This window comes from Pantoea sp. M_9 (assembly GCF_008631385.1).
Lineage (GTDB): Bacteria > Pseudomonadota > Gammaproteobacteria > Enterobacterales > Enterobacteriaceae > Pantoea > Pantoea eucrina.
Genome location: NZ_VWUF01000001.1, coordinates 164,903 through 180,163, shown reverse-complemented (window position 1 = coordinate 180,163; position 15,261 = coordinate 164,903). Strand labels below are relative to the sequence as shown.

General features: G+C 56.8%; 14 protein-coding genes. 4 read left to right on the top strand and 10 right to left on the bottom strand.

Annotated elements, in window-relative coordinates; genetic code table 11:
* The first annotated feature begins 2 nt into the window (after positions 1–2).
* Together F3I15_RS00750 and F3I15_RS00745 are read left to right on the top strand one after the other, a co-directional pair.
* Positions 3–188, top strand: coding sequence for a YnbE family lipoprotein (locus tag F3I15_RS00750; protein ID WP_370513324.1), 186 nt, complete (start codon positions 3–5; stop codon positions 186–188).
* Entirely contained in the window at positions 188–514 is a 327-nt protein-coding gene (locus tag F3I15_RS00745) for a YdbL family protein (RefSeq protein ID WP_150016186.1), read from the top strand. Before F3I15_RS00750 ends, F3I15_RS00745 begins: the two co-directional genes overlap by 1 nt.
* 70 nt (positions 515–584) lie before the next feature.
* Here F3I15_RS00745 and F3I15_RS00740 read toward each other — a convergent pair whose 3' ends face one another.
* The 3 genes from F3I15_RS00740 to F3I15_RS00730 form a co-directional block, all read right to left on the bottom strand.
* Positions 585–1,727, bottom strand: a complete 1,143-nt coding sequence (locus F3I15_RS00740) for a hypothetical protein (protein ID WP_150016185.1) — start codon at positions 1,725–1,727, stop codon at positions 585–587.
* 343 nt (positions 1,728–2,070) lie between these two features.
* Positions 2,071–2,670: an FMN-dependent NADH-azoreductase gene (azoR, locus tag F3I15_RS00735; RefSeq protein ID WP_094110923.1), complete on the bottom strand. Its 600-nt coding sequence runs from the start codon at positions 2,668–2,670 to the stop codon at positions 2,071–2,073.
* A 16-nt stretch (positions 2,671–2,686) separates the two neighbouring features.
* Positions 2,687–2,935 (bottom strand): hypothetical protein, encoded by a 249-nt coding sequence (locus F3I15_RS00730; protein WP_150016184.1) that lies wholly within the window; start codon positions 2,933–2,935, stop codon positions 2,687–2,689.
* Between F3I15_RS00730 and hrpA the strand changes: the two genes are divergently transcribed.
* Positions 2,922–6,818 (top strand): ATP-dependent RNA helicase HrpA, encoded by a 3,897-nt coding sequence (gene hrpA, locus F3I15_RS00725; RefSeq protein WP_150016183.1) that lies wholly within the window; start codon positions 2,922–2,924, stop codon positions 6,816–6,818. The genes F3I15_RS00730 and hrpA overlap by 14 nt on opposite strands.
* 43 nt (positions 6,819–6,861) lie before the next feature.
* Here the strand turns inward: hrpA and F3I15_RS00720 are convergent, their stop codons facing one another.
* The 5 genes from F3I15_RS00720 to rstA all read right to left on the bottom strand — a co-directional run bounded on the left by F3I15_RS00720 (position 6,862) and on the right by rstA (position 12,049).
* On the bottom strand, positions 6,862–7,668 hold the full coding sequence (locus F3I15_RS00720; RefSeq protein ID WP_150016182.1) for a serine protease: 807 nt from the start codon (positions 7,666–7,668) through the stop codon (positions 6,862–6,864).
* Positions 7,669–7,938: 270 nt separating this feature from the next.
* The gene (gene asr, locus F3I15_RS00715; protein ID WP_150016181.1) at positions 7,939–8,361 is read right to left on the bottom strand and encodes an acid resistance repetitive basic protein Asr; all 423 of its coding nucleotides are present in this window, start codon (positions 8,359–8,361) and stop codon (positions 7,939–7,941) included.
* 158 nt (positions 8,362–8,519) lie between these two features.
* On the bottom strand, positions 8,520–10,004 hold the full coding sequence (locus F3I15_RS00710) for a carboxypeptidase M32 (RefSeq protein ID WP_150016180.1): 1,485 nt from the start codon (positions 10,002–10,004) through the stop codon (positions 8,520–8,522).
* 12 nt (positions 10,005–10,016) lie between these two features.
* Entirely contained in the window at positions 10,017–11,327 is a 1,311-nt protein-coding gene (gene rstB / locus F3I15_RS00705) for a two-component system sensor histidine kinase RstB (protein WP_150016179.1), read from the bottom strand.
* Complete coding sequence (gene rstA / locus F3I15_RS00700) at positions 11,327–12,049, bottom strand: two-component system response regulator RstA (protein WP_039384454.1); 723 nt, start codon at positions 12,047–12,049, stop codon at positions 11,327–11,329. Before rstA ends, rstB begins: the two co-directional genes overlap by 1 nt.
* A gap of 176 nt (positions 12,050–12,225) precedes the next feature.
* Here rstA and F3I15_RS00695 point away from each other — a divergent pair, with 176 nt between their 5' ends.
* On the top strand, positions 12,226–12,639 hold the full coding sequence (locus F3I15_RS00695; RefSeq protein ID WP_065649316.1) for a hypothetical protein: 414 nt from the start codon (positions 12,226–12,228) through the stop codon (positions 12,637–12,639).
* Here the strand turns inward: F3I15_RS00695 and F3I15_RS00690 are convergent, their stop codons facing one another.
* Positions 12,640–14,031, bottom strand: coding sequence for a basic amino acid/polyamine antiporter (locus F3I15_RS00690; protein ID WP_150016178.1), 1,392 nt, complete (start codon positions 14,029–14,031; stop codon positions 12,640–12,642).
* A gap of 205 nt (positions 14,032–14,236) precedes the next feature.
* The gene (ydgH, locus tag F3I15_RS00685) at positions 14,237–15,193 is read right to left on the bottom strand and encodes a DUF1471 family protein YdgH (protein ID WP_150016177.1); all 957 of its coding nucleotides are present in this window, start codon (positions 15,191–15,193) and stop codon (positions 14,237–14,239) included.
* Between the last annotated feature and the right edge of the window lie 68 nt (positions 15,194–15,261).

Genomic DNA, 15,261 nt, shown 5'->3' with positions numbered 1-15,261 from the left:
TGATGAGGTTAAGAGGTGCGCTGCTGGCAGGCAGCGTTGTGCTAACAGGATGCGTACCGCGGATTGAAGTGGCCGCTCCCGATGCGCCGATTACGATAAATATGAATGTGAAAATTGAGCATGAGATCCACATCAAGGTGGATAAGGATGTTGAGGCGCTGCTGCAGAACCAGAGCGGGCTGTTCTGATGGTTCGCAACCGAACAATACGCGCTGTTGCGCTGCTGGCTTTGCTGGCCGGTCCGGCGCACGCGCTGACGCTGGATGAGGCGCGGCAGCAGGGTCGGGTCGGGGAAACGCTGAGCGGCTATCTTGCTGCCCGGCAGCAGGATGAGGTCACGCTGGCGCTGGTGAGTCGTATCAATGAGGGCCGCCGAATGGCGTACCAGCGCATTGCCGGGCAAAACAGGCTTACAACCAGCGACGTCGCGCGGATTGCCGGAGAGAAGCTGGTGAACCGGGCCAGCGCAGGGGAATATGTGCGCGGCATCAACGGCCAGTGGCTGCGGAAGTAACCGGTGGCGAGAGGCTCAGGGCTTTCCCGCCACCGGGTGTGGCTTACCAGGGATATGCTGCTGTCAGACATTACGCTGCACTGCTGGTACGTAAGCCTGCCAGCGCTGGCTGCCCTTCAAGCAACGCGGCACGCATTTCGTTTCGGTCGAAGCTGTGGCGTGTACCATAAATATTTCTTTTGTCATTGTGTATATCATTAAACAGTTTTGAATAGGCCTCATTAACCATCCTCTGGGTTATTGACTGTACTGAGTTAGCGCGCTGGCGCCCACTTAAGCTCTGCGAATTGCGACGTAAGGTTGCGGAGGTTGCGTTTTTACTTCTAATGTCTTCCTGTACCCGACTGACGCGCTGCTGCATAGTCGGCACGCCATATTTTATATTGTGCTCAATGGTATTGTTTTTTGATAACGTGAAAAAGCTGGCGTTAGCGCCTGAATTAACCGCATAGCGATTAGCCTGATCGCATAGTTTACGCAGATCGATTTCTTTATTTTCTTTCCCTGCCTGAGCAATGATTTCATTTATAGCATTAAATATTAGCTCCTGTTTTGCTGCGTTATATAGAAAGAGAGCTTTGCAAGGGCTATTGCCATATGCGTTTAATATTTCAATCATCGTTCCGCAGCCTTCAGATTTGTTTCTGGCGACATTTTCAAATCTGGCTTCATTTTTGCTCTGTTGCTGCCGGAATATATCTGTCAGTGATGACATATAATTTTTTAGGGATGACCATATCTGCGTAAACTGATGCTTAATTTGGGTCAGCAATGAGGGCGCGTCTTTATGTCCGGCTGAACTTTTTGCCTGAACGGTTACAGGATCAGGTTTTGCTTCTGCCTGAGAAGATGCTGATACACTCTGGCGGGCGATAGAGATATCCTGTACCACCGCAGCTGGCGCCGCTACAGTCGTCGCTATAACCCGTGCAGCGATGGGGCGTGTTGCGGAAGATGATAGCGTGCGGTTGCCTGTACTATGAAGTTTTTCAAAAGCTGATGTCAGTTGCGAAACCTTCCTTTCCGCTTTCAGGGTAGCGATCCCACTTGCAAATTCAGCATTCGGCTTCAGCTGCGCTCTACAATTACCAGTTGCTTTGACAGGCATCTCAAACATTTTAATTTTTTCGCTAACGCCCGGGAAATGATTAACGTTTGCAGTTTGTCCGGGCAGAGTATTGCTTACAGGGATATAGCATAACAGTAAGGCCATGTTATTCTCCTTGGGAAAAATATTCAGCATTTGAGGTAAAGGTAGAAATCATTTCCAGCCTCTGTGGCTGGATTTGATTGCGAATTAATCGTGCCACGTTACTGACATGAAAACTTTCGTATTTCGATTTTTATCAGAAGTCTGGCAGTGCTGCGCTTTAATTAAAAAGCGGGTGCGGGTTGTCAGTAAGAGAGTTGAAATCGTAAAGCAGAATGAGAGAGCGATGCGGCAGTGTAAATTAAAAAGGCGGGCAGGGGATGGGAAGCAAAGATATATTGACGTTAAAATAAAAAACCGGGCGCTCAGGCCCGGTAAAAAATAAATCAGCAAATCATTTTTCTAATCAGGCAGAGACGCGCTGTTTAATCGCATCTTTCGCATCAGCGGTCGCTTTGGTCGCCACTTCCGGACCGTAGGCGATCCCTTCGGCAAACACAAACTCAACGTCAGTGATACCGATAAAGCCAAGGAACAGCTTCACATACGGCGTCAGCAGATCGGTTGGGGTATCTTTGTGGATACCGCCACGGCTGCTCAGGATCACCGCACGTTTGCCTTTAACCAGACCTTCCGGACCCGCTTCGGTGTAGCGGAAAGTCACGCCCGCGCGGGCAATCAGGTCAAAGTAGTTTTTCAGCTGCGTCGGGATGTTGAAATTGTACATCGGTGCCGCAATAACAATGGTGTCATGCGCCTGCAGCTCAGCGATCAGCGCATCGGAGAGCGCCAGCGCCTCCTGCTGACGCGGAGAAAGCGGCGCATCTGAAGGACGCAGAGCACCCACCAGTTCACCATCCAGTACCGGTACCGGATCGGCAGCCAGGTCGCGTACGGTTACGCTGTCGCCGTTGGCGCGCGCTTCTTCAGCGTAAAAGTCAGCCAGCTGGCCTGACTGGGAATAACCGGCAAGGATACTGGACTTAAGAATTAATACGTGGCTCATAATAGGTTCCTGTGGGTTATGTGGCGGGCTTCCCGCTCAATGCGTCATACTCTACGGCGTTCACCGGTAGCGTAAAAGCGTAATAATTCGAGGCCAATGTTCGAATTAATTGAATAAGCCAGCCGGAGCGTCTCAGCCAGCCGGCTGAGAATATGCTATTATGGCGTCCGGTAATTGATTGAATCTGCCGGGAAAGCGTTCCGGCGCCGCGCGTGTTTCCGCCGTGCTGCACTAACAGGTAATCCATCTCTATGTCATCATCCATTGAATCACCTTTAGCTCCACTCTGGGCCCGGCTTGATGCGCTGACGCTGCGCGATCGCCAGCGCCTGCAGCGACGTCTGCAGGGTGCGGCAAAGGTGAAAAACAGCGCCGCACAACAGACCATTGCCGCAGAGCTGGCGGACGAATTCAGCGCTGCCGAACAGCGCATCGCCCGGCGCGTGGCGGGCACTCCGCGCATCACCTTTCCGGAAAATCTGCCGGTCAGCCAGAAGCAGCAGGCGATTTCAGACGCGATTCGCGATCATCAGGTGGTGATTGTTGCCGGTGAAACCGGATCGGGTAAAACCACCCAGCTGCCGAAAATCTGCCTCGCGCTGGGACGCGGCGTAAAAGGCCTGATCGGGCACACGCAGCCGCGTCGTCTGGCAGCCCGCACCGTGGCGAACCGCATCGCGGAAGAGCTGGAGACCGCGCCGGGAAGTACCATCGGCTATAAAGTCCGTTTTACCGATCAGGTCAGCGACAGCACGCAGGTCAAACTGATGACCGACGGTATCCTGCTGGCGGAGATCCAGCAGGACCGGCTGCTGCTGCAGTACGACACCATCATTATTGATGAGGCGCATGAGCGCAGCCTTAACATCGATTTTCTGCTGGGCTACCTGCGTGAGCTGCTGCCGCGCCGCCCCGATCTCAAAGTAATCATCACCTCCGCCACCATCGATCCGCAGCGCTTCTCGCGTCACTTTAACAACGCGCCGGTTATTGAAGTGTCAGGTCGCACCTACCCGGTAGAGGTGCGCTACCGGCCCATCGCGGAAGAGGCGGACGAGAGCGATCGCGATCAGCTGCAGGCTATTTTTGATGCGGTGGATGAGCTGGGGCAGGAGAGCCGTGGCGATATATTGATCTTTATGAGCGGGGAGCGTGAGATCCGCGATACGGCTGATGCGCTGATGAAGCGTGATTTGCCGCATACCGAGATCCTGCCGCTCTACGCGCGTCTCTCTAACGCGGAGCAGAATCGCGTGTTTCAGTCCCACAGCGGACGGCGCATTGTTCTGGCGACCAACGTAGCAGAGACCTCGCTTACCGTGCCGGGCATCAAATATGTCATCGATCCCGGTACCGCGCGAATCAGCCGCTACAGCTATCGCACCAAGGTGCAGCGCCTGCCGATTGAGCCGGTTTCACAGGCTTCGGCAAACCAGCGTAAAGGGCGCTGCGGCCGCGTGTCGGAAGGGATCTGTATCCGGCTCTACTCCGAGGATGATTTCCTCAGCCGGCCCGCCTTTACCGATCCGGAGATCCTGCGCACCAATCTCGCGTCGGTGATCCTGCAGATGACCGCGCTGGGGCTGGGGGATATTGCGGCGTTCCCGTTTGTGGAAGCGCCTGACAAACGGAATATTCAGGATGGCGTACGGCTGCTGGAAGAGCTGGGCGCCATCACTCTCAATGAAAATAAGCACTACCGGCTGACGCCTTCTGGTCGTACCCTGGCGCAGCTGCCGGTGGATCCGCGGCTGGCGCGGATGGTGCTGGAGGCGCAGCGCTTTGGCTGCGTGCGCGAGGTGATGATCATCGCGGCGGCGCTCTCAATTCAGGACCCGCGCGAGCGGCCGGCTGAGAAGCAGCAGGCGTCGGATGAGAAACATCGCCGCTTTGCTGATAAAGAGTCTGACTTTCTCACTTTTGTTAATCTCTGGAACTATATTCAGGAGCAGCAGAAGGCGCTGTCGGGCAACCAGTTCCGTCGCCAGTGTAAAAGCGACTATCTCAACTATCTGCGCGTGCGCGAATGGCAGGATATCTACACGCAGCTGCGTCAGGTTGTGCGTGAACAGGGGATGCCCGTCAACAGCGAGCCGGCACCTTATCGTGAGGTGCACTGTGCGCTGCTGACCGGCCTGCTGTCGCATATCGGACAGAAAGATGCGGAGAAGCAGGAGTTTACCGGCGCGCGCAACGCCCGCTTTGCCCTATTCCCCGGCTCCGGCCTGTTTAAAAAACCGCCCAAATGGACCATGGTGGCAGAACTGGTAGAAACCAGCCGCCTGTGGGGCCGGGTGGCGGCACGCATCGATCCGGAGTGGATTGAGCCGCTGGCTCAGCACCTTATCAGGCGCAGCTACAGCGAACCGCACTGGGAGAAAGCGCAGGGCGCGGTGATGGCTACAGAAAAAGTGACGCTCTACGGGCTGCCCATCGTGCCGGCGCGCAAAGTGAATTACAGCCGTATCGATCCGCAGCTGAGCCGCGAGCTGTTTATTCGCCACGCGCTGGTTGAGGGCGACTGGCAGACGCGCCACGCTTTTTTCCGCACCAATCTGAAGCTGCGCAGTGAAGTTGAGGACCTGGAGCATAAATCACGGCGGCGCGACATTCTGGTGGATGACGAAACGCTGTTTGCGTTTTACGATCGCCGTCTGGGCAAAGAGGTGGTCTCTGCCCGTCACTTTGACAGCTGGTGGAAGCAGGCCAGTAAAGAGAATCCGGACCTGCTCAACTTTGACAAGCAGATGCTGATCAAAGAGGGAGCAGATAAGGTCAGCCAGCTCGACTACCCCAATGTCTGGCAGCAGGGCAATCTGAAGCTGCGGCTCACCTATCAGTTTGAGCCAGGCGCCGATGCGGATGGCGTGACCGTCCATATCCCGCTGCCGCTGCTGAACCAGGTGGATGAAGCGGGTTTTGAGTGGCAGATCCCCGGCGTGCGGCGTGAGCTTATCATCGCGCTGATTAAATCGCTGCCCAAACCGCTGCGCCGCAATTTTGTACCGGCTCCCAATTACGCGGAAGCGTTTCTCGGTCGCGTCCAGCCGCTGGCACAGCCGCTGCTGGATGCGCTGGAGCGTGAGTTCCGGCGCATGTCAGGCGTGACGATTGAGCGTGATGCCTGGCACTGGGATCAAGTGCCCGATCACCTTAAAATGACGTTCCGCATTGTGGATGAGCACAACCGCAAGCTGCAGGAAGGGAAAGATCTGCATCAGCTGAAACAGGCGCTGAAAGGCAAAGTGCAGGAGACGCTGTCGAAGGTTGCCGATGATGGTCTGGAGCAGAGCGGCCTGCACATCTGGAGTTTTGGCGACCTGCCACAGAGTTATGAGCAGAAGCGCGGCAGCTATCAGGTCAAAGCCTGGCCGGCGCTGGTGGATGAAAAAGATAGCGTGGCGATCCGCCTGTTTGACAGTGAAGAGGAGCAGCAGAAGATGATGTGGCGCGGTCAGCGTCGCCTGCTGCTGCTAAATATTCCTTCACCGGTTAAATATCTGCATGAAAAGCTGCCGAATAAAGCCAAGCTCGGGCTCTACTTTAACCCGTATGGCAAAGTGCTGGAGCTGATAGACGACTGTATCGCCTGCGGCGTGGATAAGCTGATGGCGGAGGCGGGCGGACCCGCGTGGCAGCAGCAGAATTTTGAGCAACTGCGCGATAAAGTGCGGGCGGAGCTGAACGACACCGTGGTGACGATTGCGCAGCAGGTTGAGCAGATCCTGACCTGCGTGTTCAATATCAACAAGTTTCTGAAAGGCCGCGTGGATATGACGCTGGCGCTGGCGCTGGCAGATATCAAACAGCAGATGAGCGGTCTGGTCTATCGCGGATTTGTCACCGGCAACGGCTACGATCGGCTGGCGGATACGCTGCGCTATCTGCAGGGAATTGAGCGCCGTCTGGAGAAGCTGCCCGCCGATCCGCACAGCGATCGCGCCCGCATGCTGAAGGTACAGGCGGTGGAACAGGCGTGGAACGTCTGGCGCAGCAAGCTGCCGCCGCAGCGCCGGGACGATGCTGATGTAGTGGCGATCCGCTGGATGATTGAAGAGCTGCGCATCAGCTACTTTGCTCAGCAGCTGGGTACCCCCTATCCGGTTTCAGATAAGCGGGTGCTGCAGGCGATGGAGCAGCTGAGCTGAATGCATAACGCGCGCAGGCGTGCGTGACCGCACGCCTGCCTGCTTACTCAGCCAGCTCTTCGAGTTTATCTTTAAACGAGGTGACGGCAATAGCCCGGTTGTCAGCGCGATAGCGATCGACCGGCGCCGGTGCCGAACTCTGTACGGCGATGAGCTGCCAGCCATCATCTTTTTTCAGCAGCAGCGGGGAGCCGCTGTCGCCAGGCAGCGTGTCGCACTGGTGCGAAAGCACGGCGCGCTGCGCCCAGCCGGTGACTATACAGTCGCTATGCGAATAGAGTGAATCAAGGTGATCGGCCGGATAACCCGCCTGGGTGACTTTGCGTCCGCTCTCTTTGAGCGCGGCGGTGAGATCGCTGCGTGAGCCATCAAACAACGGGATCGGCACAATACCTGAAGGGGGGTTGTGCAGGATCACCAGACCATAATCGTAAGGCGCGGCGGCAGACGGCACAATCCAGCCCTCGCCATCTGCCTGCAGACGCCGCGCCAGCGACGGCTCAACCCGGGCATCTATATCGTGAATCTCGTAACGCCAGCCTTTTTCACCCGCCATAAAGCGCAGCGCAACCGGTTTATCGAACCGGCCTGGCGGTGTCAGCAGGCAGTGGCCGGCGGTCAGGGCCAGGTGAGCAGAGATCAGCGTGGCGGTGCAGAGGTTGCCGCTTTCCGTCTCCAGCTGGCCAATGGCATCCCAGGGCGCAGCGGCCACGTCGCTTATTGCCTGGCGATGGTCTTTACCAAAAAACAGCGTCCTGATCTCTTCGGAGCTCAGCCCGTCTTCATCATCGGCGTGTGCTGTGAGGGTAAAGCTGAAAATACCAATAAATAACAGAATTGCCAGGCGCATAGTTCTCTCGACAGGGAGAATAAAAGGGAGTTTTTGTTATCACGCTTAGGCGATAACTATAGTCGGTGAGCGGTAAAAAAGGGAGAAATATTGGAGTAATCAGCGCGCTACAGCCATCAAATAAAAAAACTGGCCGCGACAATGCCGCAGAGAATCATCACAAAGAGAATAATTTCGAAGCGATAGCGACGCACCATTTTTCGCTACTCCAGTAAATAAACACCCGGCATAACCGGGTGTTTTAAACAACATCGTGGTGTTGGCGCGAACTTATTTCGCTGATTTTTTCATTTTGTGGTGCTTTTTAGCGGCCTGCGCTTTCTGCGCAACTTTAGCGTGATGCTTTTTAGCCGCCTGCGCTTTCTGTGCAGCAGGTTTAGCGGATTTCACGTGGTGCTTTTTGGCAGCCTGCGCTTTCTGTACAGCGGGCTGAGTTGATTTCTTGTGATGCTTTTTAGCGGCCTGCGCTTTCTGTTCAGCAGGCTTGGTTGCTTTTTTATGATGCTTTTTCGCAGCCTGAGCTTTCTGCGCAGCAGCTTTATGTTTGTGATGCACCATTTTATGTTTAGCTGGCGCAGCAGTAGTAGAGCTGGTGGTGGCAGTTGCCGCCGGAGCAGCGGTTGTCTCAGCAGCAAAAGCAGCAGAAGAGAGACCCATAGCAGCGGCGATTACCAGTGCACATAATTTTTTCATCGCTTAATCCTCGGACTATTTTTTCATATGTAGCCCACTGCGGGGCCGGTGAAAACACTATATGAAAAAGCGATTTCGCTTTCCGTGAGGGATTGGTATCAGCGTGTAACGGATTGTACAAGGCGGGAAAGCGGCGGCCGGTGCGGCCGCCTGCGGGATCAATCGGCGAGGTAGCGTTGCTCGAGGTGCTGACGGAAATAGTCCGGATTCAGCGCTTCACCGGTGGCGTTGCGCAGCAGCTGTTCTGTCGGAAAGCGACTGCCGTGCTGCCAGATATTCTGCTGCAGCCAGTCAAATACCGGCTGCAGCTCGCCGTTAAGGATCAGCGTCTCCAGCTGCGGGATCGCGCGCTTCACCGCCTGATAAAGCTGTGCCGCATACATCGCGCCCAGCGTATAGGTCGGGAAATAGCCGAACGCGCCGTCGGTCCAGTGGATATCCTGCATACAGCCATCGCGATAGTTGCCACGGGTATCAATACCCAGCGACTGCTGCATTTTTTCATCCCACAGCGCCGGAATATCCTCTACCTCAATCTCACCCTCAATCAGCGCTCGTTCAATCTCATAGCGCAGAATAACGTGTGCCGGATAGCTCAGCTCGTCGGCATCGACGCGAATAAAGCCAGGCTTGACGCGCTGCGCCAGACGAATAAAGTTGTGCGTCTCCAGCGCAGGCTGTTCACCCATCAGCGCGACGACCTGCGGCTGAATATGCTGCAAAAAGGCGCGGCTGCGGCCCAGCTGCATCTCCATAAACAGGCTCTGCGACTCATGAATTGCGGTAGAGCGCGCCAGCGCCACCGGCTGACCGCGCCACTGCTGCGGCAGATTCTGTTCGTAGCGCGCGTGCCCGGTCTCATGGATCACACCCATCAAGGCGCTGAGAAACTCGCTTTCGTTGTAGCGCGTGGTGATGCGCACGTCGTCCGGCACACCGCCGCAAAAAGGGTGGGCGCTGACATCCAGACGACCATGATTAAAATCGAAGCCGAGCAGCTTCATTACGCTCAGCCCCAGCTGCTTCTGTGACTCAACGGCAAAGGGTCCCAGCGGCTGAAGCGGCGCCTGCGCCTGCCTGGCCACCGCCCGCTGCAGTAACTCAGGCAGCCAGCTTTTCAGCGCGCCAAAAGTGGCGTCAAGCCGGGCGCTGGTCATGCCAGGCTCATACAGATCCAGCAGCGCGTCATAGCGCGACGTGCCGGCCGCCGCGGCGCGCAGCTGCGCCTCTTCCCGGCTCAGCCGGACAACCTCTTTGAGGTTAGCGCTGAAGCCCTGCCAGTCATTCGCCGGACGCTGCGAACGCCACGCATGCTCGCAGCGGGAGCCCGCCAGCGATTTTGCTTCGACCAGCGCGGCGGGAAGCAGCGTTGCCTGACGCCAGGCGCGCTGCATCTCCGCCACGTTTGCCTGCTCAACATCGTTCAGCGACTCCTGCTCAGCAGCAGAGAAAAGCCCTGCCAGCGCCGGCGCGGTCAGCAGCTCATGCATAAATACGCTGAGTTCGGCCAGCGCTTCGCCGCGCGCCTGACTGCCGCCGGGCGGCATGGTAGTCTGCATATCAACCCCGGCAATCGCACCGAGGTGACCAAAACGGGAAAGGCGCTGAAACGTGCGGGTAAGTTCCTGATAAGCTGATGTCACAGCCAGATCTCCTTAAGCGGGTAAGCGGGGGGGTGTCTCACGCAAGGGTAAATCAACCGGCCAGCAAAAGCGAACGCTGGCGCCGCCGAGCGGCGAGCTCTCAATCACCACCTGACCCTGCAGCGCCTGGGCAATCGAATGGACGATAGCCAGCCCGAGGCCACAGCCACCGGTCGCGCGATCGCGGCTGGGATCGAGACGGACAAAAGGCTCAAAAACCCGCTGGCGCTCTTCGGCCGGAATACCGGGACCATCATCCTCTACCTGCAAAATGCCGGTTGTGCCGTCAAACCAGAGGCTGACGCGCAGCCGCTCAGTAGCGTAGCGCAACGCATTATTGACGAGGTTATCCAGCACCCGCTCCATCAGCCGCATGTCGGCGCTGCCGGTATTCTGCAGCTGCGGAATATCCAGCGCGATCTGCGTGTGCGGCTGCATACTCTGTACATCAGCAATATAGAGCCGCAGCCACTGCGCCAGGTCGAACGACTGCAGATGCAGGTCTACCCGCGGACGGTCCAGCCGGGCATAGGTCAGCAGTTCTTCAATCAGACTCTCCAGCTGGCCCACATCGCGATTCAGCGCGGCGGACTCCGCCTCTGTCAGGTTGTCGCTCATCTCCATCCGGTAGCGCAGGCGCACCAGCGGCGTGCGCAGCTCGTGGGCGATGCCATCAATCAGCTGTTTTTTGCTGGCCACCAGCGTATTGATGTTATCCGCCATCTGGTTAAACGCCACGCCGAGACTGTGCAGGCTGGAGGTGCTTTCAAAATGGGTGCGCACATCCAGCTCACCGCGGCCAAAGCGCTCCGCGGCTTTCTCCAGCCGCTGCATCTCCTGCCAGTGCGGGCGCAGCCAGATAAATACCGGCAGTGCCAGCGACATACCGATAAACGCCACCAGCGCAATATCCAGCAGCCGCATCTGATGCAGATAAAACAGATAGGGGATAGGCCCGACAGAGAGCACGTAGTGGCTGCGGGGAATATGCTGCAGAAAGGTGTATTGATCGTCGAGCGCGACGATTTCGCCGGCGCGCAGGCGCTTCATATCCCTCTCATCAAGCTGGTATTTGCTCATGGGTTCGATATTGAGATCGAAGGAGAGGTCAAGATCGAGACTGCGGATAGTTTTGTTCCAGTCGCGCGGCGGGATCTCGCGCAGTTCGCTGCGCATCAGAAACAGCGAGCTGGCCATCAGGTCATTCATCGACTGCCGGCCAGCCCGCTCGGCGGTGAACTTATACACCAGGCCCACCAGCAGGGTCATCACCAGAAAACAGACAAACAGCAGCAGGTAGAACTGAATAAAGAGCTTTCTCATCAGCTGCGTGTATCCCAGGCCTGAGGCGCAAACAGATAGCCTTTGTTGCGGATGGTTTTGATGCGAAACGGTTCAGTCGCGCTGTCATAGAGCTTTTTGCGCAGCCGCGAAATAGCCACATCAATACTGCGATCCATGCCGTCATAGCTCACGCCGCGCAGCGTCATCAGCAGCGCGTCGCGATCGAGAATTTCGCCGGCGTGGCTCGCCAGCTGCCACAGCAGATCGAAGTCGGCCGTTGAAAGCGTAATGTTCTCATCAAACAGCAGCACCTGACGGTTCAGCGCATCGATAGTCAGCGAACCAAACCGCAGCACTTTCTGCGACTGCTGCTGTGCCGGCGTGCTCTCCGGCTTGTTGACCACCGCCTGACGCAGATGCAGACGCAGCCGCGCCAGCAGCACGGCAGGGGGCGTGGTCTTGAGAATGTAGTCATTGGCGCCCATTTCAAGCGCGAGAATATGGTTCATATCGCTGTCGAGCGAGGTCAGCAGCACAATGGGACCACTCCAGTGCGCCCGCAGGTCGCGGCAGAGCGTCATGCCATCTTTACCCGGCAGCATAATATCGAGCAGGACCAGATCCGGCTGGACGTTAAGAATCGTCGCCTCGGCGCGATCGCCGCGCGTTTCGACCACCACGTCAATATCATGGCGACCCAGATAGGCAGCGATCAGCTCGCCGACTTCCGGCTCATCTTCAACATAGACAATTTTGTTCATAGGTAAGCGCGCTGAAAAAGAATGGCAGCAGCATAGCTTTTCCTGGTCCTGAGCACTACGCTACCGCACGAAATATCCCTGTCTTACTGGTATGTATACCGTGAAATGTGCCATTATTAGCGGCGCGTTAAGGCGCAAGGTTCGGAACCGCATTGAAAAACAGGAGGAGTGCGAGGGTGTCTGATAAAGAGCTGGCTTCAGCCGGATACAGTGATCGCATCTGCTTCAATTACAGTGACTTTCTCTCCGCTTCCTGCAAAAAACGCTGGAGCTTTGTTGACGCCATTTACGGTGTGATGCCCATTTTTGGCATGGTAACCCGCAAGTCTGCGCACAGCTTACAGGCCAGCGACGATCACCTGAAAGAATTAGCGTTGCAAATCATTTCAACGCAGGTCAGCGATGAGATCAATATCGCCCGGCTGATCACGCTGGCGGAGCAGCAGCATATCAGCCGGTTTGATATTCAGCTGCCTTACCCGCTCTCTGCGGAACAGCTTGATGGGATCCACCACGAATACAGTAAACCCCTGAATCTTACACAGCAGAACGATCTGCTGTGCGTCTCCATTCCGGCACTCGCGCATTGATTACTGCGTAAGCTGCCACAGCGCGGGCAGCGATGCCGCCATCAACAGCACAATCGCCAGGCGTTCCAGCTGCAGCAGCGGCTTGTCACCGCGTCCGCCGCGGCGCGCGTAGAGAAACAGCAGCAGTCCCGGGGCGTAAAGCACCACGGAGAGTAGCAGATGCAGCGGGCCTGAGGCGTAGAGCAGCCAGAGGCCATAGAGCGTGGCACCCAGCCCGATGCTCATCGCCAGCGGCTTCTGCTGGCCGCGCACCACCTTCATCAGATAGAGTCCCACCAGCAGGTAAGGCACCAGAATCATCTCTGAGGCGATCGTCAGCAGCGTATTGTAGTCAGCGCCGGTCAGCGCGATGACGATAAGGCAAACCTGTACGCTGCCGTTGGTCAGCCACAGTGACGCCGCAGGCGAGTTATGACGGTTCTGCCGGGCGAGGCTGCGCGGAAATGCACCCTGCCGGGCAGCGATAAAGGGCACTTCAGCCGCCATGATGGTCCAGCTGAGATAGGCGCCGCAGACCGAGACAATCAGCCCCGCGGCTATCACCGCATCGCCCCAGTGGCCCAGCAGATGCGTCATCAACCCGGCCATTGACGGGTTGCGCAGCTGCGCCAGCTCAGCGCGCGGGATCACACCCAGCGAGAGCAGCGTGACCAGCAGATAAACCAGCAGCGCCGCCAGCACCGCCAGCAGCGTGGCGCGCCCCACATCCTGTTTATTGCGCGCGCGCGCCGATACCACCACGGCACCCTCAACGCCGATAAAGACCCACAGCGTGATAAGCATGGTTTGCTTTATCTGCTGCCACAGCGGCTGACCCAGCTCAGCGCCGCTGAAATCGAAGCTGAACCGGTCATAATTAAATGCCAGCAGCGCCAGCACCACAAACAGCAGCAGCGGGACCAGCTTGCCAAGCGTGGCCAGCATATTAATGCTCGCTGCGGTCTGCACGCCACGCAGCACCAGCCAGTGTACCAGCCAGAGCAGCACCGAAGCGCCCAGCATCGCCTGCCAGGTGTTACCGTCGCCAAACACCACGTGCTGCGGCGTATCGGTAAAAAAGCTTAGCGCAGAGAACACAATCACCAGATAGGAGACGTTGGCGATCACCGCGCAGAGCCAGTAGCCCCACGCCGAGCAGAATCCCGTCAGCTCACCAAACCCGGCGCGGGCATAAGTAAAAATACCGCCGTCGAGCTCCGGTTTGAGCCGCGTCAGCAGCAGCATTGCGAGGGAGAGAAAAATAATACCCACGCCGGTGATGAGCCAGCCAATGAGCAGCGCCGCCGGACCCGCGACGGCCGCCATATTCTGCGGCAGACTGAACACGCCCGCGCCAAGCATGGAGCTGAGCACCAGAGCCGTCAGCGCGCTAAGACCTAATTTTTTATCCAAAATGCCATTCCTGAACAGCAGAGTATGCTGGGTCGTGAACTTTCCGTAGAAGTGTAGTGCACCATCAGGCGCAAATTAAAACGGAATCCCCTGAAAACAGGCGGCAGATTTTACGAGGAGGCGAGGGGGATGGCAATGCAAGAGTATGCAGATTTGCGCAGGAACTATGCAAACAGCGGGGCAGTCTGGCTGCCCCGCTGCATCATTATTTAAACAGGTCAGCGGTAACGGTAAGGTTGCCACCGCTCTGGTTCTGCCACTGGCGCGTGATGTGGTAATACTTTGCGCCTTTGGCGATAGCCCGCTTGCCGACGGCCTCTGAAATCTCAGTCGGCGTCCCGAAGTGATCGGAGAAGGTGATGGTATCAAACGGCTGCATCTGCGCGGCGGTAATCGCATTGACTTCCTGCACGCTGCGGCCATCTGACTGCTTCACCGTATAACGTTTGCCGGTAGAACTCTGCGTCTCAAAGAAGCGACCTACATTGGTGCTCGGCGTATCTGAAGAGGCTACGCCCGGCAGCGCCACGCGCGACGCCGCTGCGCCGCCAGCGGCCAGCGCGGCTTTTCCGGCTTCAGAATCAGCAGGAATTGAGTTTGATGTGTCCTGGACGATACGCGCTTTAGCATCAGCCTTATAGACATAGGCGGTGATGTACTGATTGCCGCCGTTATTGGCATCAACCTGGCGCACAATAAAGAATGAGGCGGCGCCTTTTTTCTGGGCGGCTCTGGAGATCGCATCATTTACCGCAGGCTGGCTGGAGAAGAAACCACTGACTGAAACCGTGTCGAACGGTTCAAGACGGTAGGCTTCCGCTTTCGGCAGCTCTTTAACGCCGTTGATCACGCGATACTGCGTAGCGGTCGATGCTTTAGCGGCGTCTGCTTTGTATAGATCTGCGGTGACGCGCCAGTTGCCGCCGTTACCGTTGGTATCATTGATGCCCTGAACATAAAACGAGTCAGCGCCTTTCTCATCTGCCGCTCTCGAGACTGCGCTGGTGGCATCACCGATTGCGTTGAAGCGGCCGTTGATATTAATACGTTCGAATGGTTTCAGGCCGGCCGCTTGTTCCGGCGTCAGCTCTTTGGCAGCAAACGCGTTAGCTGCCAGCAGCGAAAACAGAGTAGACGCCAGAATGGTGTTCTTCAGCTTCATAAAAATGATCCTTCGCCTTACGCAAAATGAGTACGAAAACGTGCTGGACTCTTGATGTATAACAGATT